We start from the raw sequence: 13,635 nt of genomic DNA, 5'->3' as shown, positions 1-13,635 counted from the left end.
AGTGCCAAATATTCTATACGATTGCTTTCTAAAACAGTTCTAAACTTATACATTTAAATATTTGTCATAAACTTTTAACCTCTTCCTAATCAATTTATCATTCTAGTTCAATCTGAAAGATTATTCCCAATCCCTCAATTCCTCCAAATTGCCTACTTAAAGAAAAACTACTACTCCTGGAAATATTACCAGAAGTAGTAGTTTTTATTCTTTACTCCACTGTCACTGACTTGGCCAGATTCCGTGGTTGATCCACATCACAGCCCCGCAATCTGGCAACATAATAAGCCAGAAGCTGGAGTGGAATAATAGCCAGAACTGAAGTAAAGAGTTCCATAGTCTGCGGAATATACAACACATTCTCAGCAGACTTTTTGATTTCCTCATCCCCCTCTAAGGCTACAGCAATAACCCAGGCTTCCCTGGCTCGAACTTCCTGAACATTACTTAACATCTTTTCATACACAGACTCTTGAGTTACCAATGCTATTACCGGAACACCATTAGTAATCAACGCCAGAGTGCCGTGTTTCAACTCCCCGGCAGCATAAGCTTCAGCATGGATATAGGAAATTTCTTTTAACTTAAGGGAACCCTCCATTGAAACCGTATAATCCACACTCCGGCCGATAAAGAAAGCATTTTCATGCTTGGTAAATTGTTCAGCTAATTTCTGAATTTCACTTTCTGTATTCTCAATAATCCACTTAACTTGCTCAGGAATCTGCTTCAATGCAGCAATTGCCTTTTGTATTTCCTCAGTATCCAGAGTTCCTCTAATCTGACCGAGATACAGAGCAAAGAGATAAAATGCCATCACCATAGCAGTATAGGCCTTGGTTGAAGCAACAGCAATCTCCGGGCCAACCCTGAGATACATCACTTCATCTGCCTCTCTGGCAATGGTACTTCCCACCACATTAGTAATAGCTACAACTTTTGCACCACGTCCCTGAGCTTCCCGCAAAGCAGCCAGTGTATCGGCAGTCTCACCAGATTGGCTGACCACAATCACCAGGGTCGATTCATCAATTAAGGGTTGGCGATATCTAAACTCAGAAGCTATATCCACTTCTACCGGAATCCGGACTAGCTTTTCAATCACATATTTTCCTACCAATCCAGAATGATAAGCCGTACCACAGGCAACAATAAATATTCGGGAATAGCTCTTTATCTCTTCAGGATTCAAATTCAATTCTTCTAAATGAACACTTTCATCATTAAGCCGACCAACAAGAAAACGACGCAGGGCTTCAGGCTGCTCATGAATCTCCTTTAACATAAAATGCTCATAGCCGCCTTTTTCAGCCATCTCTGGATCCCAATCTACAGTAAAGACTTCTTTGTCTATAGGCTCTCCCGTCACCGTCATTAATTTCACACCATCTCTGGTCAAATCAGCCATTTCACCATCATCCAGAATATAAACCCGATTGGTATGCTTTAACAAAGCAGGGATATCGGAAGCAACAAAATATTCTCCATCACCCAAGCCAACGATCAAAGGACTATCTTCCCGCACTGCCACAAGACGATCTGGCTCATGTTCAGTAAAGGCAACAAATGCATATGCTCCCTCAATCATTGCAACAACTTTTTTCACAGCTTCAACCAGATTTCCATCGTAAAATTTCTCCAAAAGGTGAGCTAAAACTTCTGTATCTGTATCAGAACTAAATCTATGACCTTCTGCAATTAATTTCTCTTTTAAAGAAAGGTAGTTTTCGATAATCCCATTGTGTACTACCACAAATTTTCCTGTACAATCACAATGTGGATGAGCATTTTCAGTAGAAGGTTTACCATGAGTCGCCCAGCGGGTATGACCAATTCCAACTATACCTTTAGGCGGTTTTGACTCAATCTCCTGAGCCAGTTCACCCAATTTTCCTACCTTTCGTACTACCTGAATTTCTTCACCATTATAAACAGCAATTCCAGCTGAATCATATCCACGGTATTCCAGCTTTTTTAACCCTTCAACCAGAATTTGAGCAGCCTCTTTATTTCCTAAATATCCTACGATTCCACACATTTATTCCATACCTCCATTTATCTGAAAATCAAATTATGACTATTTTTCAAAGATAATATCCAATTGTCTGCTGCCATCCCTCCCTTTGTCCTTATGATCACTCATAAGTTTTAAGGAGGGACTTAAGGCTTGCAGCAAAAGCCTAGAGGCATCCGCCGATAACTCGATAAACCTCTTCCTCGTCAACTTAAGCCGTCAATACTCCGGCTTAAGCCCTGGCGCTTTAAGATTATTAGCATTCCTCCTTTTTACTTAATATAATTAAACTTCCAAATTCACCTCCTCTCTAAAAAAATAAAAATTTATCTTTTAATTATACTGCAAAAAGCTAATTTTGAGCAACATAGAAATTTTTCGTCAAATCATCTTAGCGAGATTTCCGACGAAATAAGGCCTCATCACAGGAGGTGATGAGCTAGTTCTAAGGGCCAGAAGGACCCTTTGATTAGAAAACCTTATTTCGGCGGAAAATCGAGCTTTAGATAATTCGAAAAATTTCTCAAGAAGCGAAAAATTAGCTTTTTGCAGTTTAACCCTAATATAGATTATATCAGAATAATACAATCCTGTTAACAATTTTTTCTCCTTTAACGGAATTTTCTCTTTTAAAAAATTTAATTTAACTCACGATCAATTACTTCTTTAATCGGTTCTAACTCAGCTTCCAATTGAGCCAGGTCCTTTCCTTCCAACATAATCCTTATGACCGGTTCTGTTCCCGAAGGTCTTACCAAAAGTCTTCCTCCTCCGGCCTTAAGCCGCTCTTCAGTATCCTTAATTACAGCCTGGATAACTTCATTTGTCTTAAACTCTTCTTTTCTCTTTACCTTTACCTTATCAATCAATTGGGGCCATGGCTTTAATTGATCTGCCAGCTCAGAAAGTTTCTTACCTGATTCCTTCAAAACTGATAATAACTGTACCGCTGACAACAGTCCATCACCGGTAGTCGCATAATCTAAAAAGATTATATGACCTGACTGTTCACCACCCAGATTATACCCTTTATCCAACATTCTTTCTAACACATACCTGTCACCATTTTTGGTCTGTGAAATAGTACCACCGTGTTCTTCCAACAATTCCTTTAAACCCAGATTACTATAAACTGTCACCACAACAGTATTGTGGTTCAATTTACCTTTCTTCATCATATCCAGACCGCAAATGGCCATTACTGCATCTCCATTGACCACGCGACCTTTTTCATCCACAGCAATCATCCGGTCTGCATCACCATCATGGGCAATTCCCAGATCAGCCCCATGAGCCAGAACCTGTTTTTTAAGTTCTTCCGGGTGAGTAGAACCACAGTTATCATTGATATTAACTCCATCAGGTTCTGCAAAAATAGGTATAACCTCAGCTCCCAATTCCTTAAAGAGCCTTGGCGCCGCTTCAAAAGCTGCACCGTTAGCACAATCCAGGACAATCTTTAATCCCGAAAGATCACCATTTATGGTATTTTTTAAATGATCTATATAAGGCTGCAAAGGATCATCCAATTGACCAACACGGCCAACCTGATTCTCAACAGCATATGGTAGTTTTTCAACTCCTGCTTCAACCAGTCTTTCAATCTCTTCTTCCATCTCGTCCATCAATTTGAAACCTTGCGAATCAAAGAATTTGATCCCGTTATCATAATATGGGTTATGGGAAGCAGAGATCATTATACCTCCGTCCACTTCCAGATATTGAGCTAAAAAAGCTACGGTTGGAGTTGGTACAACTCCCAAAATAATAGCATCAACACCTATAGATGTAACCCCAGCTATAAGGGCTGCTTCCAACATGGGTCCTGAAATTCGGGTATCACGACCAATGATTATTTTTCTGTAAGGGTTTTCACTATTTTTCAGAAAATAATATGCTCCAGCCCGCCCCAATTGGTATGCCAATTCCGGAGTCAATTTCTCATTTACTTTTCCCCTTACACCATCTGTTCCAAAAAGTTTACCCATTCTAACCACCTCTCCATAATTATCTATATAAATTATACTGCAAAAAGCTAATTTTGAGCGACATAGAAATTTTTCACCAAACCATTTTGGCGAAATTTCAGGCGAAATAAGACCCATATGAGGAGGTGATGAGCTAATCAAGTCACTGAAATCAAACTTTTAGATGGTTCGAAAAATTTATCTTCAAGCGAAAAATTAGCTTTTTACAGTTTAACCCTATATCAAAAAGAAATTTGAATTCCGTAATTTCTATCACAGAATTTAATCAAATGGCGCAAATTTTTTCATAATCTCAAGCGCTCCCTTTAATCCATCTAAAGCTGCACTCATTATACCTCCGGCATAACCAGCACCTTCTCCTAAAGGATACAGACCCTTATGACTGATAGATTCCATCTCCATATTACGGTTAATTCGTAAAGGTGCTGATGTACGGGTTTCCACCCCGGTCAAAATTGTCCCGGGCCGACCAAATCCCTTTACTCTTCTATCAAAGATAGGTAGTACTTTTTTTATAGCAGTTACTACATAGGGAGGTAAACACTCCTGCAAATTGGCTGCCACCACCCCTGGCAGATAGGTTGGCTCAATATCACCTTGTAAATTTTTACTGGGTCTATCTTTCAAAAAATCTCCCAATAGTTGGGCGGGAGCCCTGTAGGTTCCTCCGCCCATTTCAAAAGCTTTTCTTTCCCAGATTCTCTGGAACTCCACCCCTGCTAACGGATCACGGGATGGAAAATCATCAGGTTTTACACTAACCACAAGGGCACTATTAGCAATCCCTGAATTTCGGGCGTGGTAACTCATTCCATTGGTTACAACCCCACCCGGCTCAGAAGCTGAAGCAATAACCAACCCTCCCGGACACATACAAAAAGTATAAACGGCCCGATCTAATTCTGATAACCTCTCACTTAACCGATAAGTGGCTGGCCCTAATTTAGGGTGCCCGGCAAAAGGCCCGTACTGACTTTGATCCACAATTTCCTGCGGATGTTCAATCCTTACCCCAATGGAGAAGGGTTTCGGCTCCATTGCCACTCCCCGTCTCTTTAGCATCTCATATGTGTCTCTAGCACTGTGACCAATGGCTAACATCACCACTTCACTATTTAATATCTCATTATCATTGATCACTACACCCCTTATTTGACCATCTTCAATTATCAGATCAGTTACCTTACTCTTAAACCTGACTTGTCCACCAAGTTTTTTAATCTCCTCTCTTAGATTTCTAATCACCTGTCGGAGGAGATCGGTACCAATATGGGGTTGAGCATCAATCAAAATCTCTTCAGGAGCTCCTGCCTTCACCAGGTCTTTGAGAATATTTTCTATTCGCTCATCCCTTACCCGGGTGGTTAACTTACCGTCAGAAAAAGTTCCAGCTCCACCTTCACCAAACTGAACATTAGATTCTGGATCTAATTCACCCTTCTGCCAGAAAGTCTCAATACTTCTGACCCGTTCTTCTACCTTAGGACCTCGTTCTAAGAGTATGGGTTTATATCCATATCGGGCCAGATAAAGGGCCGCAAAAAGCCCAGCCGGGCCAGCCCCCACAATTATCGGTGGATTCGTAAGGGGATTTTCTCCATTGATGGTTATTTCACTGATAGGTTCCACAACAGAAAGATAAGGATTTTTCGCATGCTCTCTTAAAATCTTTTCTTCATCCTTTAAAATCAGATCAACGATATATACAAACTTAATATTATTTTTCCTTCGAGCATCAATGGCACGTTTTTTGATTCTCAGATCCCGAATCTCTCCTGCTTTGATCTTCAATTTTTTCGTCACTGCTTTGACCAAATCCTGCTTTGCATCAATAGGTATTTTAACCTCCCGTAAACGCAGCATCTATTTCTTCACCTCTTCAACAAGAATCAGCGCATATTCAGGCCTTTGATATTTTAATTTCATCCATTTTGGTAATTCCACCTGAATCTTAAGAAAATAGCGACCTTCTTTTTCAATCTGACCAAGATCCACATAAGCCCGCATGGGTTCAACAGGTACAAAAGCATGAATTCCCTCGAAAAGTACCAACTCAACCTGATCTGTACTTTCTATTAAACGCAAGTCATTTCGTAAATTTTTATACTGAACAGAAAGAATAATCTGCCGTTTCCATATTCCCGGACTGGATACAGGAGAACTGTTAACATAAATCCAGGCCAATAGAGCTAAAAGAAATGCAAAAATTTTTAATTTCATGTTCCCTACAAAAAATTTCCTCATTTATTTTTCCTCCAATTTAAACCAAACCTGGATACTTTTTCTTTATTGGGATTTGTCAAGATGTTAAATAATCTCTCTTTTAAACTAATTTCATCTAAATATCGTCTTATTTTACCTTCAAAGGCTAATGATATGGTACCAGTCTCTTCTGAGACTACAATAACCAGCGCATCACTATCTTCGGAAACACCAACTGCTGCTCGATGTCGGGTTCCAAAGGTAGGATTTAGATGAGGATTATCCGATAAGGGAAGAAAACAGCTGGCAGCCTTAATCCTATCCTGTCTTATAATCACCGCTCCATCATGTAGGGGGGAACCAGGGAGAAAGATGGATACAAGAAGTTCTTTTGTCAATTTTGCATCCAATTCTATCCCCATCTCAAGATAATCTCGTAATCCAACTTCCCTTTCAATTACAATTAGAGCACCAATCCGATTTTTAGAAAAAAACATAACTACCTCTGTTAAATCCGAAATAATTTGACTTAACTCTGAACATCCTAACCGAAAGACTGACTGACCAAAAAATCTTCCTCTTCCAATCTGTTCTAAAGCCCGTCTCAATTCAGGTTGAAAGACGATTGGCAAAGCCACAAAGACCATGGTCATAGTATTACGCAAAAGCCAGTTAATGGTGTTAAGTTGCAACCTGGCACTTATGGCTGAAGCCAGAAATAACACAAAAAGACCTTTGATCAATTCAATAGCTCTTGTCCCTTTGATTAGCAAAATCAACCGATAAAAAACAAAAGCCACTAGAAGAATATCTATTACATTGATAATAATGGTCAGTGGAACATTCATTCCCATCAGTCCTTACGCTTATTTTTGCCCATAATGTTTAATATATTGCTCTCTTAACACCCGAATCTCATCTTCTGGAAGTATTCTCGGATTTCCCATAGCTACTGCCAGTTGATAAATACGGGCACTATCTTCAATAACCTGTGCTACCCCTAATGCTTCATCAACAGTAGAACCAATAGCAACCACTCCGTGATTTGCCAATAACACTCCTGTCCGATCTCTCAGGCAGCGTACCACTTCTCTCCCCATCTCTGCCGAACCGGGCCGGCAATAAGGGGCTACCTTTACAGAACCACCAACCACAGAAGCCATCTCTGCCAATACTACGGGAATCTCCTGGCCCAAAACAGCAAAAGCAGAAGCATAGGGAGAGTGGGTATGAACTACAGCCTGTATATCAGCTCTTTTACGATACAGGGCCAGATGCATCGGCATTTCTGAAGACGGCTTCAAATCTCCATCAATAACCTGACCATTTAAATCAACAATCACTACATCTTCGGGAATCATTGATTCATAATCTACACCACTAGGAGTTATTGCCACCAGAATTTCCTGATGCCTGATACTGATATTTCCAAATGTACCCGTAGTTAAACCATATTTGAGCATTTTCCGTGCTGTTTCAATCACTTTTTTACGAACTTCTAGCATCAACATATACTTCCACCTCTATTTCGTTATTTAAAAACAAATTATAATCACTATAATATCATTATTCTCTAATATTCACCTGGACTCCTGCAAAGGAATATTGAAGAAAATGTCCAATAGTAATAAAGTAATAATGATTATACTGCAAAAAGCTAATTTTGAGCGACATAGAAATTTTTCGCCAAATCTTCACGAGATTTCCGACGAAATAAGGCCTTATCACAGGAGGTGATGAGCTAGTTCTAAGGGCCAGGAGGGCCCTTTGATTAGGAAGCCTTATTTCGGCGGAAATCGAGTTTTAGATGATTCGAAAAATTTCTCCAGAAGCGAAAAATTAGCTTATTGCAGTATAATCATAAATTCTTTAAGAATAGGAGAATCAATCATGACAAAAGATCTTCAACCAAAACCCCAACTCTTATCCCTTAATGATTTGATCATTATCTACATAGTTTGGTTTTTTTTAGCCGGAATTTATGAAATGACCCAACAATTGATCTTTGAAGGAAGCCCCTTCTTGACCAGGATTATCCACTATCTATTTTTTATCACCATTAGACTATTATTTATCCCCATCGTACTTTATTTAATATGCTATCGTCGTTCCCTCGACAGTAAACTTTTGGGACTGACTTTACGCAAGTTTTGGGTAATGAGCAAAATTGGCATTAAGGCCAGCTGGCCCATTATTCCACTTGTTCTCCTTTTTATACATTTACCTTTAGTTTATACCAATACCAATCTTAGACCTATGATAAAAGTTACCAGTCCAGAAGAGATTGCCGTTAGTTTAGTTTACTTCATTATTCTATTCATCATGACCATTATACCATCTCTATCAGAAGAGCTACTTTTTCGGGGACTTACATTTCCCTTTTTAAAAGAACGTCTGGCTCTCTGGCAAGCTCTACTTTTAAATGCCATTATTTATGGTATCTTTTATATACAGTTTAACATCTACCATCTGTTTTTACGAATTGTTCTTGGTTTTTTTACTACCTATCTCTTCTGGCGGAGTAAAAGTCTCATTCCCTCCACTATCTTACAGGCTTTTTTCCACGCAACTTTTATCCTTTATATCTTTGGGTGGGGCTTTTGGTAAAAACAAAGAAGAGCAACCTATTAACTAAAGGCTGCTCTTCTTTTCTCCACAATGTGGACAATATTCCCACTCTTCTTTTAACCCCTGCCCGCATTGTTTACACAGTTCTTTTAAACAATAACCGCAGTACGGGCATACATTATAATCTTCTGCTAATTCAATAAAACACTGAGGACAAATCTGCAGTTCAGGCCTTATTAGAAGATACATCACAAGACCCACCAGATTAGTAACCAGAGTAAGTGCACCCCATAGTAAAGGATGATATTTACGTTTCCTTGCATCCTGATAGACCCAGAAAGCCAGAGCTAGCCAATAAATCACCAGAGACCATTCTAGTATATGTTCTGCTTGTCGCCTATAGGCAAACCATGTATTCAAATCCCTCCATTCAGAAGTTATTAATGTTACCTCATGCCCAGGCATATTCTCTTCTACCTTTTGGGAAATTACACTGTAACTATATGTCCATTTACCTCGGCCTCCTACAGCTTCTACTATACTATGATCCCACCCTCTTTCAGTCCAGACCTGCCCTTCCAATTTTTCTGGTACTGCCCAGATTACCTTTACTCTTTTATTAGCTCCAGATTCATTAGCATTTTCCATCTCAGATATATATATAGCTTTAAAATATGAATACTTTTCCAAAAATTTTTTCATTTCCTGATAAAAAGCTGTTTTTGGATCTTCCTGGTTCAAAATGCTATTAAACCTTCGCTTCAGGTCAGAAAAGACTATCTGATCAAAATTCTGTTCTACCTTTTTCGCCAGACTTATATATATTGCTGAACTCAGAAGAATCAATGCAGCAAGACCTGCTATTATTAATGTCCAGACCTGATTATTTAACAATCCAATTAAAATATATTTCACTTTTTTCCTCATATTTATTCCTCCTTTAAATCCTTAAGACACCATGAAAAAATGGGTAATGTAAAAGTCCCTATGATAACAAAATAAAGCCATATTTTGGCTAACCCAACCTCACTGTTAAAAAGAACTTTTAAAAAAATAGCTATTACCGCAATAGTTCCAATCAAAACTGGAACTTCTTTCTTCCAAAATCGCCGTTTTTTCTCCTTAACCTTAACTAAATTTTCTTTTTTAAGCTCTTTTCCCTGTGCCAACATTAAATTCAATAATCTCTTCTTTGCCCCGGGTTCTGGTTCAAGAGATGTATCCGATTGCAAAAGCTCAATTACAGCAACATAGCTTTCTAACATTTCCTTACATTTTCCACATACCCTTAAATGTTCCCTAAATCGTATTTGCTCCATTTGATCAACTATCTGACCATTAAGATACGTTATTATCTCCTCATCTGTTAGACACTCTCTCATCTTTTTTCACTCACCTCCATCTTCTCAAACCATTGACGTAATTTTTTAAGACCATAATGAATCCGTGATCTTACCGTTCCCACTGGACAGCGACAGATCTCTCCAATCTCTTCATAACTCATTCCCTGTACATAAGCCAGATAAATCGGAATTCTCTGGCGAAAGGGCAAAATATTTAGTGCATCCTGAACCAGATGCTTAACCTCCCATTTCTTAAGTTCACCTGGATAACCACCAGTTAAAATATCCAAATCATCTGTTTCCATCATTTCAGGTTGTTTCTTACGCCAGTAATCCCTACATAAATTGGTTGCTATAGTATAAAGCCAGGTAGAAAACTTTGCTCGCTTTGGATCATATCTGGGCAAAGCCTTGAGCATCTTTATAAAGGTTTCCTGAGTTAAATCCTGGGCCAACATTTGATCTTCCATCAATCGGCTGATATATTGATAAATTTGCTGATAATATGTATCCACAACTCTGGTCAAAACTTCTTCATCTCCCTGTTTAGCCAGTTGAATCCACTTAACTTCCACTCCCTTCACCTTCCTTTCTGACTCCTTCATCTATTTTAACGAATAAACCCTAAAATAGTTCAAATTTTTTTTAAAAAAGATCAATTTTATCTCAAAAAAAAACTACCCGGTATTTATACCGGGTAGATATTTCATGTATAAAATTATTTAATCAACCCCATCTCCTTACCTACTTTAGCAAACTTCTCCAAAGCAAAATCCAAATCTTCTTTGCTATGGGCCGCAGAGATCATTACACGAATCCGTGCCTTACCCTTTGGTACAGTTGGGTAACCAATCTTGGTAGCAAAAATATCCTCATCAAAGAGGCGTTTACTAAACTCAGTAGCTACCTTAGCATCACCAATCATAACAGGAGTGATTGGGGTTTCACTCTTACCAGTATCAAAACCGAGTTTCTGCATCTCAGCTTTGAAATATTTACCGTTATCCCAGAGGCGTTGAACTAATTCTTCACTTTCCATCAAAAGATCAACAGCTTTGCTTACAGCAGCAGTATCAGGTACAGTTAGAGCAGAACTAAAGAGGAATGGACGGGCTTTCTGGTTTAAATACTCGATCAGTTCTTTTTTACCAGCAATACATCCGCCCATAACACCCAGGGCTTTGGAGAAAGTACCAACCTCTACATCACAGCGGCCATGTAAGCCAAAGTGATCTACAATTCCTCGACCGCCTTCACCTAATACTCCTTCACCGTGAGCATCATCAACCATAGTCATTGCACCATATTTCTCACCCAGTTCCACAATCTTATCCAATGGTGCTATATCACCATCCATACTGAAAACACCGTCTGTTACGATAAGTTTCCGGCAGTCCAGATCTTTATCTGCCTTTAATAGCTCTTCTAAAGAATCCATATCATTGTGTTTATAAACTTTAATCTCAGCTCTGGAAAGGCGGCAACCATCAATGATACTGGCATGATTCAACTCATCACTGTAAATAATATCTCCCTTTCCAACCAATGCCGGGATAACCGATAAGTTAGCAGTAAAGCCGGATTGAACGACCATAGTAGCTTCAACTTTCTTAAACCGGGCCAGCTTCTCCTCAAGCTCCTTATGCAAACTCATAGTACCGGCAATAGTTCTAACCGCACCAGGACCAACACCGTACTTATCAATAGCTTCCTTGGCAGCTTTCCGGATTTCAGGATGATTAGCCAGACCCAGATAGTTATTTGAACAGAAGTTTAGTTTTTTCTTCCCATCAATGGTTACCCAGGCTCCCTGAGGACTTTCCAGGGTCTTAATATTGGTATATAAACCTTCCTCTTTTAACCTCGCCAGCTCATCAGGGATAAACTGCATAATATCTTTCATTAGTTTAACACCTCACTAATTTTTTATTTTACTACAAAAAGCTAATTTTTCGCTTCAAGAGAAATTTTTCGAACCATCTAAAGTTCGATTTCAGTCGAAATAAGGCACACTAATCAATGGGCCTTTCTGGCCCTTGATTAGCTCATCAATCCTCAGATGAGGCCTTATTTCGACTGAAATCTCACTAAGATGGTTTAACGAAAAATTTCTATGTCGCTCAAAATTAGCTTTTTGCAGTTTAATCAATCAACAGTTAATACAATCTTCCCACAATTACCGCTTTCCATCAATTTCATACCTTCCTCCCATTTTTCCAATGGCAGGGTATGAGTGATTACTCGACTGAAATCAACCCGTCCAGATTTAATCAATCCAGCAGTCTTATGCCAGGTCTCAAACATCCTTCTACCGGTTATTCCATGGACTGTAATCCCCTTAAAGATTACATCATTGTTCAAATCCAGATCTACAGGTTTATTAAATAGCCCCAGAAGTGAAAGCCGGCCACCCGGAGTAAGAACCTTCAATCCCTGTTTAAGAGCAATTGGACTGCCGGACATCTCTGCTACTACATCTACTCCAATTCCCTGAGTAATTTCCATAATGGTTTCTACTACATCATCCTTTGTCGCATCAAGAACGACATCAGCGCCCAATTCTTTTGCCCTTTCAAGTCGATATGGATTAATATCAGAAACAATTAATTTCCCTACACCGCAGGCTTTAGCTACTAGAATTCCTAATTGGCCCAATGGACCTACACCTGGCATAAATACAGTTTTACCTACAATATCATCGGTTAAAATGGTATCGATAGCATTTCCCAGCGGTTCTTGAATAGAAGCTAACTCACGAGGTATATCGGGATCATTCTTCCAGGCTACAACTTCAGGTACAACAGCATACTCAGCAAAAACTCCATCCTGGTGTACCCCAAAAATTTTCATATCCTGACAGATATGCATCCGTCCAGTCTTACATTGGTAACATTCAAGACATGGAATATGGGTTTCAGTAGAAATAAAATCACCCTCTTTAAGTGAAGTAACCTGCTCACCTACTTTAACTACATAACCTGCTAACTCATGACCCATAACTTGAGGTGTTTTTATTGTTTCTGCCGCCCACTTATTCCATTCATAAATATGAAAATCAGTTCCACAAATTGATGTAGCAGCAACTTTAACCAATACATCTTTCGGTCCAATCTCAGGAATCGGTATTTTGATCAATTCTCCTCCAGGTGCGGGTTTAGTTTTTACAACCGCCCACATCATTTTAGTCATATTATTCCCCCTTTAAATAACCAACTCACTAGCACTTCATTTTATATCAACTCTACTACCTACTTACGAATCTTTCTCTACATAAAATACTTCTGTGAATTCATTTAAATTCCTTTAATATTCGTAAAATTATTTGCCCCTTTTAACTTTTTTTAGAAATTAAATTTATGATTTTACTGTAAAAAGCTAATTTTTCGCTTCATAAAGAAATTTTTCGAACTATCTAAAGTTTGATTTCAAGTTGAAATAAAGCACACTAATCAATGGATCCTTTATCACCCTTGATTAGCTCATCATATTCTGTGATGACTGAAATTTCACTAAGATAGTT

The 13,635-nt window shown here is 38.9% G+C and carries 12 protein-coding genes; 1 reads left to right on the top strand and 11 read right to left on the bottom strand.

Features of this window, described 5'->3' with window-relative positions; translation table 11 throughout:
* Nucleotides 1–211: 211 nt before the first annotated feature.
* The 6 genes from glmS to BBF96_RS00095 all read right to left on the bottom strand — a co-directional run bounded on the left by glmS (nucleotide 212) and on the right by BBF96_RS00095 (nucleotide 7,715).
* Nucleotides 212–2,038, bottom strand: coding sequence for a glutamine--fructose-6-phosphate transaminase (isomerizing) (gene glmS / locus BBF96_RS00120; protein WP_127015280.1), 1,827 nt, complete (start codon nucleotides 2,036–2,038; stop codon nucleotides 212–214).
* A gap of 614 nt (nucleotides 2,039–2,652) precedes the next feature.
* Nucleotides 2,653–4,002, bottom strand: coding sequence for a phosphoglucosamine mutase (glmM, locus tag BBF96_RS00115; protein ID WP_127015279.1), 1,350 nt, complete (start codon nucleotides 4,000–4,002; stop codon nucleotides 2,653–2,655).
* Nucleotides 4,003–4,263: 261 nt separating this feature from the next.
* Entirely contained in the window at nucleotides 4,264–5,865 is a 1,602-nt protein-coding gene (locus BBF96_RS00110; protein WP_127015278.1) for an NAD(P)/FAD-dependent oxidoreductase, read from the bottom strand.
* On the bottom strand, nucleotides 5,866–6,246 hold the full coding sequence (locus BBF96_RS00105; RefSeq protein ID WP_127015277.1) for a YbbR-like domain-containing protein: 381 nt from the start codon (nucleotides 6,244–6,246) through the stop codon (nucleotides 5,866–5,868). It lies immediately after the preceding gene.
* A complete protein-coding gene (cdaA, locus tag BBF96_RS00100; RefSeq protein ID WP_127015276.1) occupies nucleotides 6,243–7,058 on the bottom strand; it encodes a diadenylate cyclase CdaA in 816 nt (271 codons plus the stop codon). The genes BBF96_RS00105 and cdaA overlap by 4 nt, the downstream gene beginning before the upstream one ends.
* Nucleotides 7,059–7,070: 12 nt before the next feature.
* Nucleotides 7,071–7,715, bottom strand: coding sequence for a class II aldolase/adducin family protein (locus BBF96_RS00095; protein ID WP_127015275.1), 645 nt, complete (start codon nucleotides 7,713–7,715; stop codon nucleotides 7,071–7,073).
* A 379-nt stretch (nucleotides 7,716–8,094) separates the two neighbouring features.
* On the opposite strand from BBF96_RS00095, the gene BBF96_RS00090 reads away from it, so the two are divergent.
* Nucleotides 8,095–8,811, top strand: a complete 717-nt coding sequence (locus BBF96_RS00090) for a CPBP family intramembrane glutamic endopeptidase (RefSeq protein WP_127015274.1) — start codon at nucleotides 8,095–8,097, stop codon at nucleotides 8,809–8,811.
* Nucleotides 8,812–8,835: 24 nt separating this feature from the next.
* Here the strand turns inward: BBF96_RS00090 and BBF96_RS00085 are convergent, their stop codons facing one another.
* The 5 genes from BBF96_RS00085 to tdh form a co-directional block, all read right to left on the bottom strand.
* On the bottom strand, nucleotides 8,836–9,699 hold the full coding sequence (locus tag BBF96_RS00085; RefSeq protein WP_127015273.1) for a zinc ribbon domain-containing protein: 864 nt from the start codon (nucleotides 9,697–9,699) through the stop codon (nucleotides 8,836–8,838).
* A gap of 2 nt (nucleotides 9,700–9,701) precedes the next feature.
* Nucleotides 9,702–10,154, bottom strand: coding sequence for an anti-sigma factor family protein (locus BBF96_RS00080; protein ID WP_127015272.1), 453 nt, complete (start codon nucleotides 10,152–10,154; stop codon nucleotides 9,702–9,704).
* The gene (locus tag BBF96_RS00075) at nucleotides 10,151–10,699 is read right to left on the bottom strand and encodes an RNA polymerase sigma factor (protein WP_164730812.1); all 549 of its coding nucleotides are present in this window, start codon (nucleotides 10,697–10,699) and stop codon (nucleotides 10,151–10,153) included. Before BBF96_RS00075 ends, BBF96_RS00080 begins: the two co-directional genes overlap by 4 nt.
* Before the next feature lie 134 nt (nucleotides 10,700–10,833).
* Nucleotides 10,834–12,006: a glycine C-acetyltransferase gene (locus tag BBF96_RS00070; protein ID WP_418655005.1), complete on the bottom strand. Its 1,173-nt coding sequence runs from the start codon at nucleotides 12,004–12,006 to the stop codon at nucleotides 10,834–10,836.
* A gap of 254 nt (nucleotides 12,007–12,260) precedes the next feature.
* Nucleotides 12,261–13,304 carry an L-threonine 3-dehydrogenase gene (gene tdh / locus BBF96_RS00065; protein ID WP_127015269.1) on the bottom strand — a complete coding sequence of 348 codons (1,044 nt, stop codon included), beginning with the start codon at nucleotides 13,302–13,304 and terminating at the stop codon, nucleotides 12,261–12,263.
* Nucleotides 13,305–13,635: the final 331 nt, after the last annotated feature.

This window comes from Anoxybacter fermentans (genome assembly GCF_003991135.1).
Lineage (GTDB): Bacteria > Bacillota > Halanaerobiia > DY22613 > DY22613 > Anoxybacter > Anoxybacter fermentans.
Note: the sequence above shows the minus strand (reverse complement) of the source record. Positions and strands in the feature narration are given on the sequence as shown.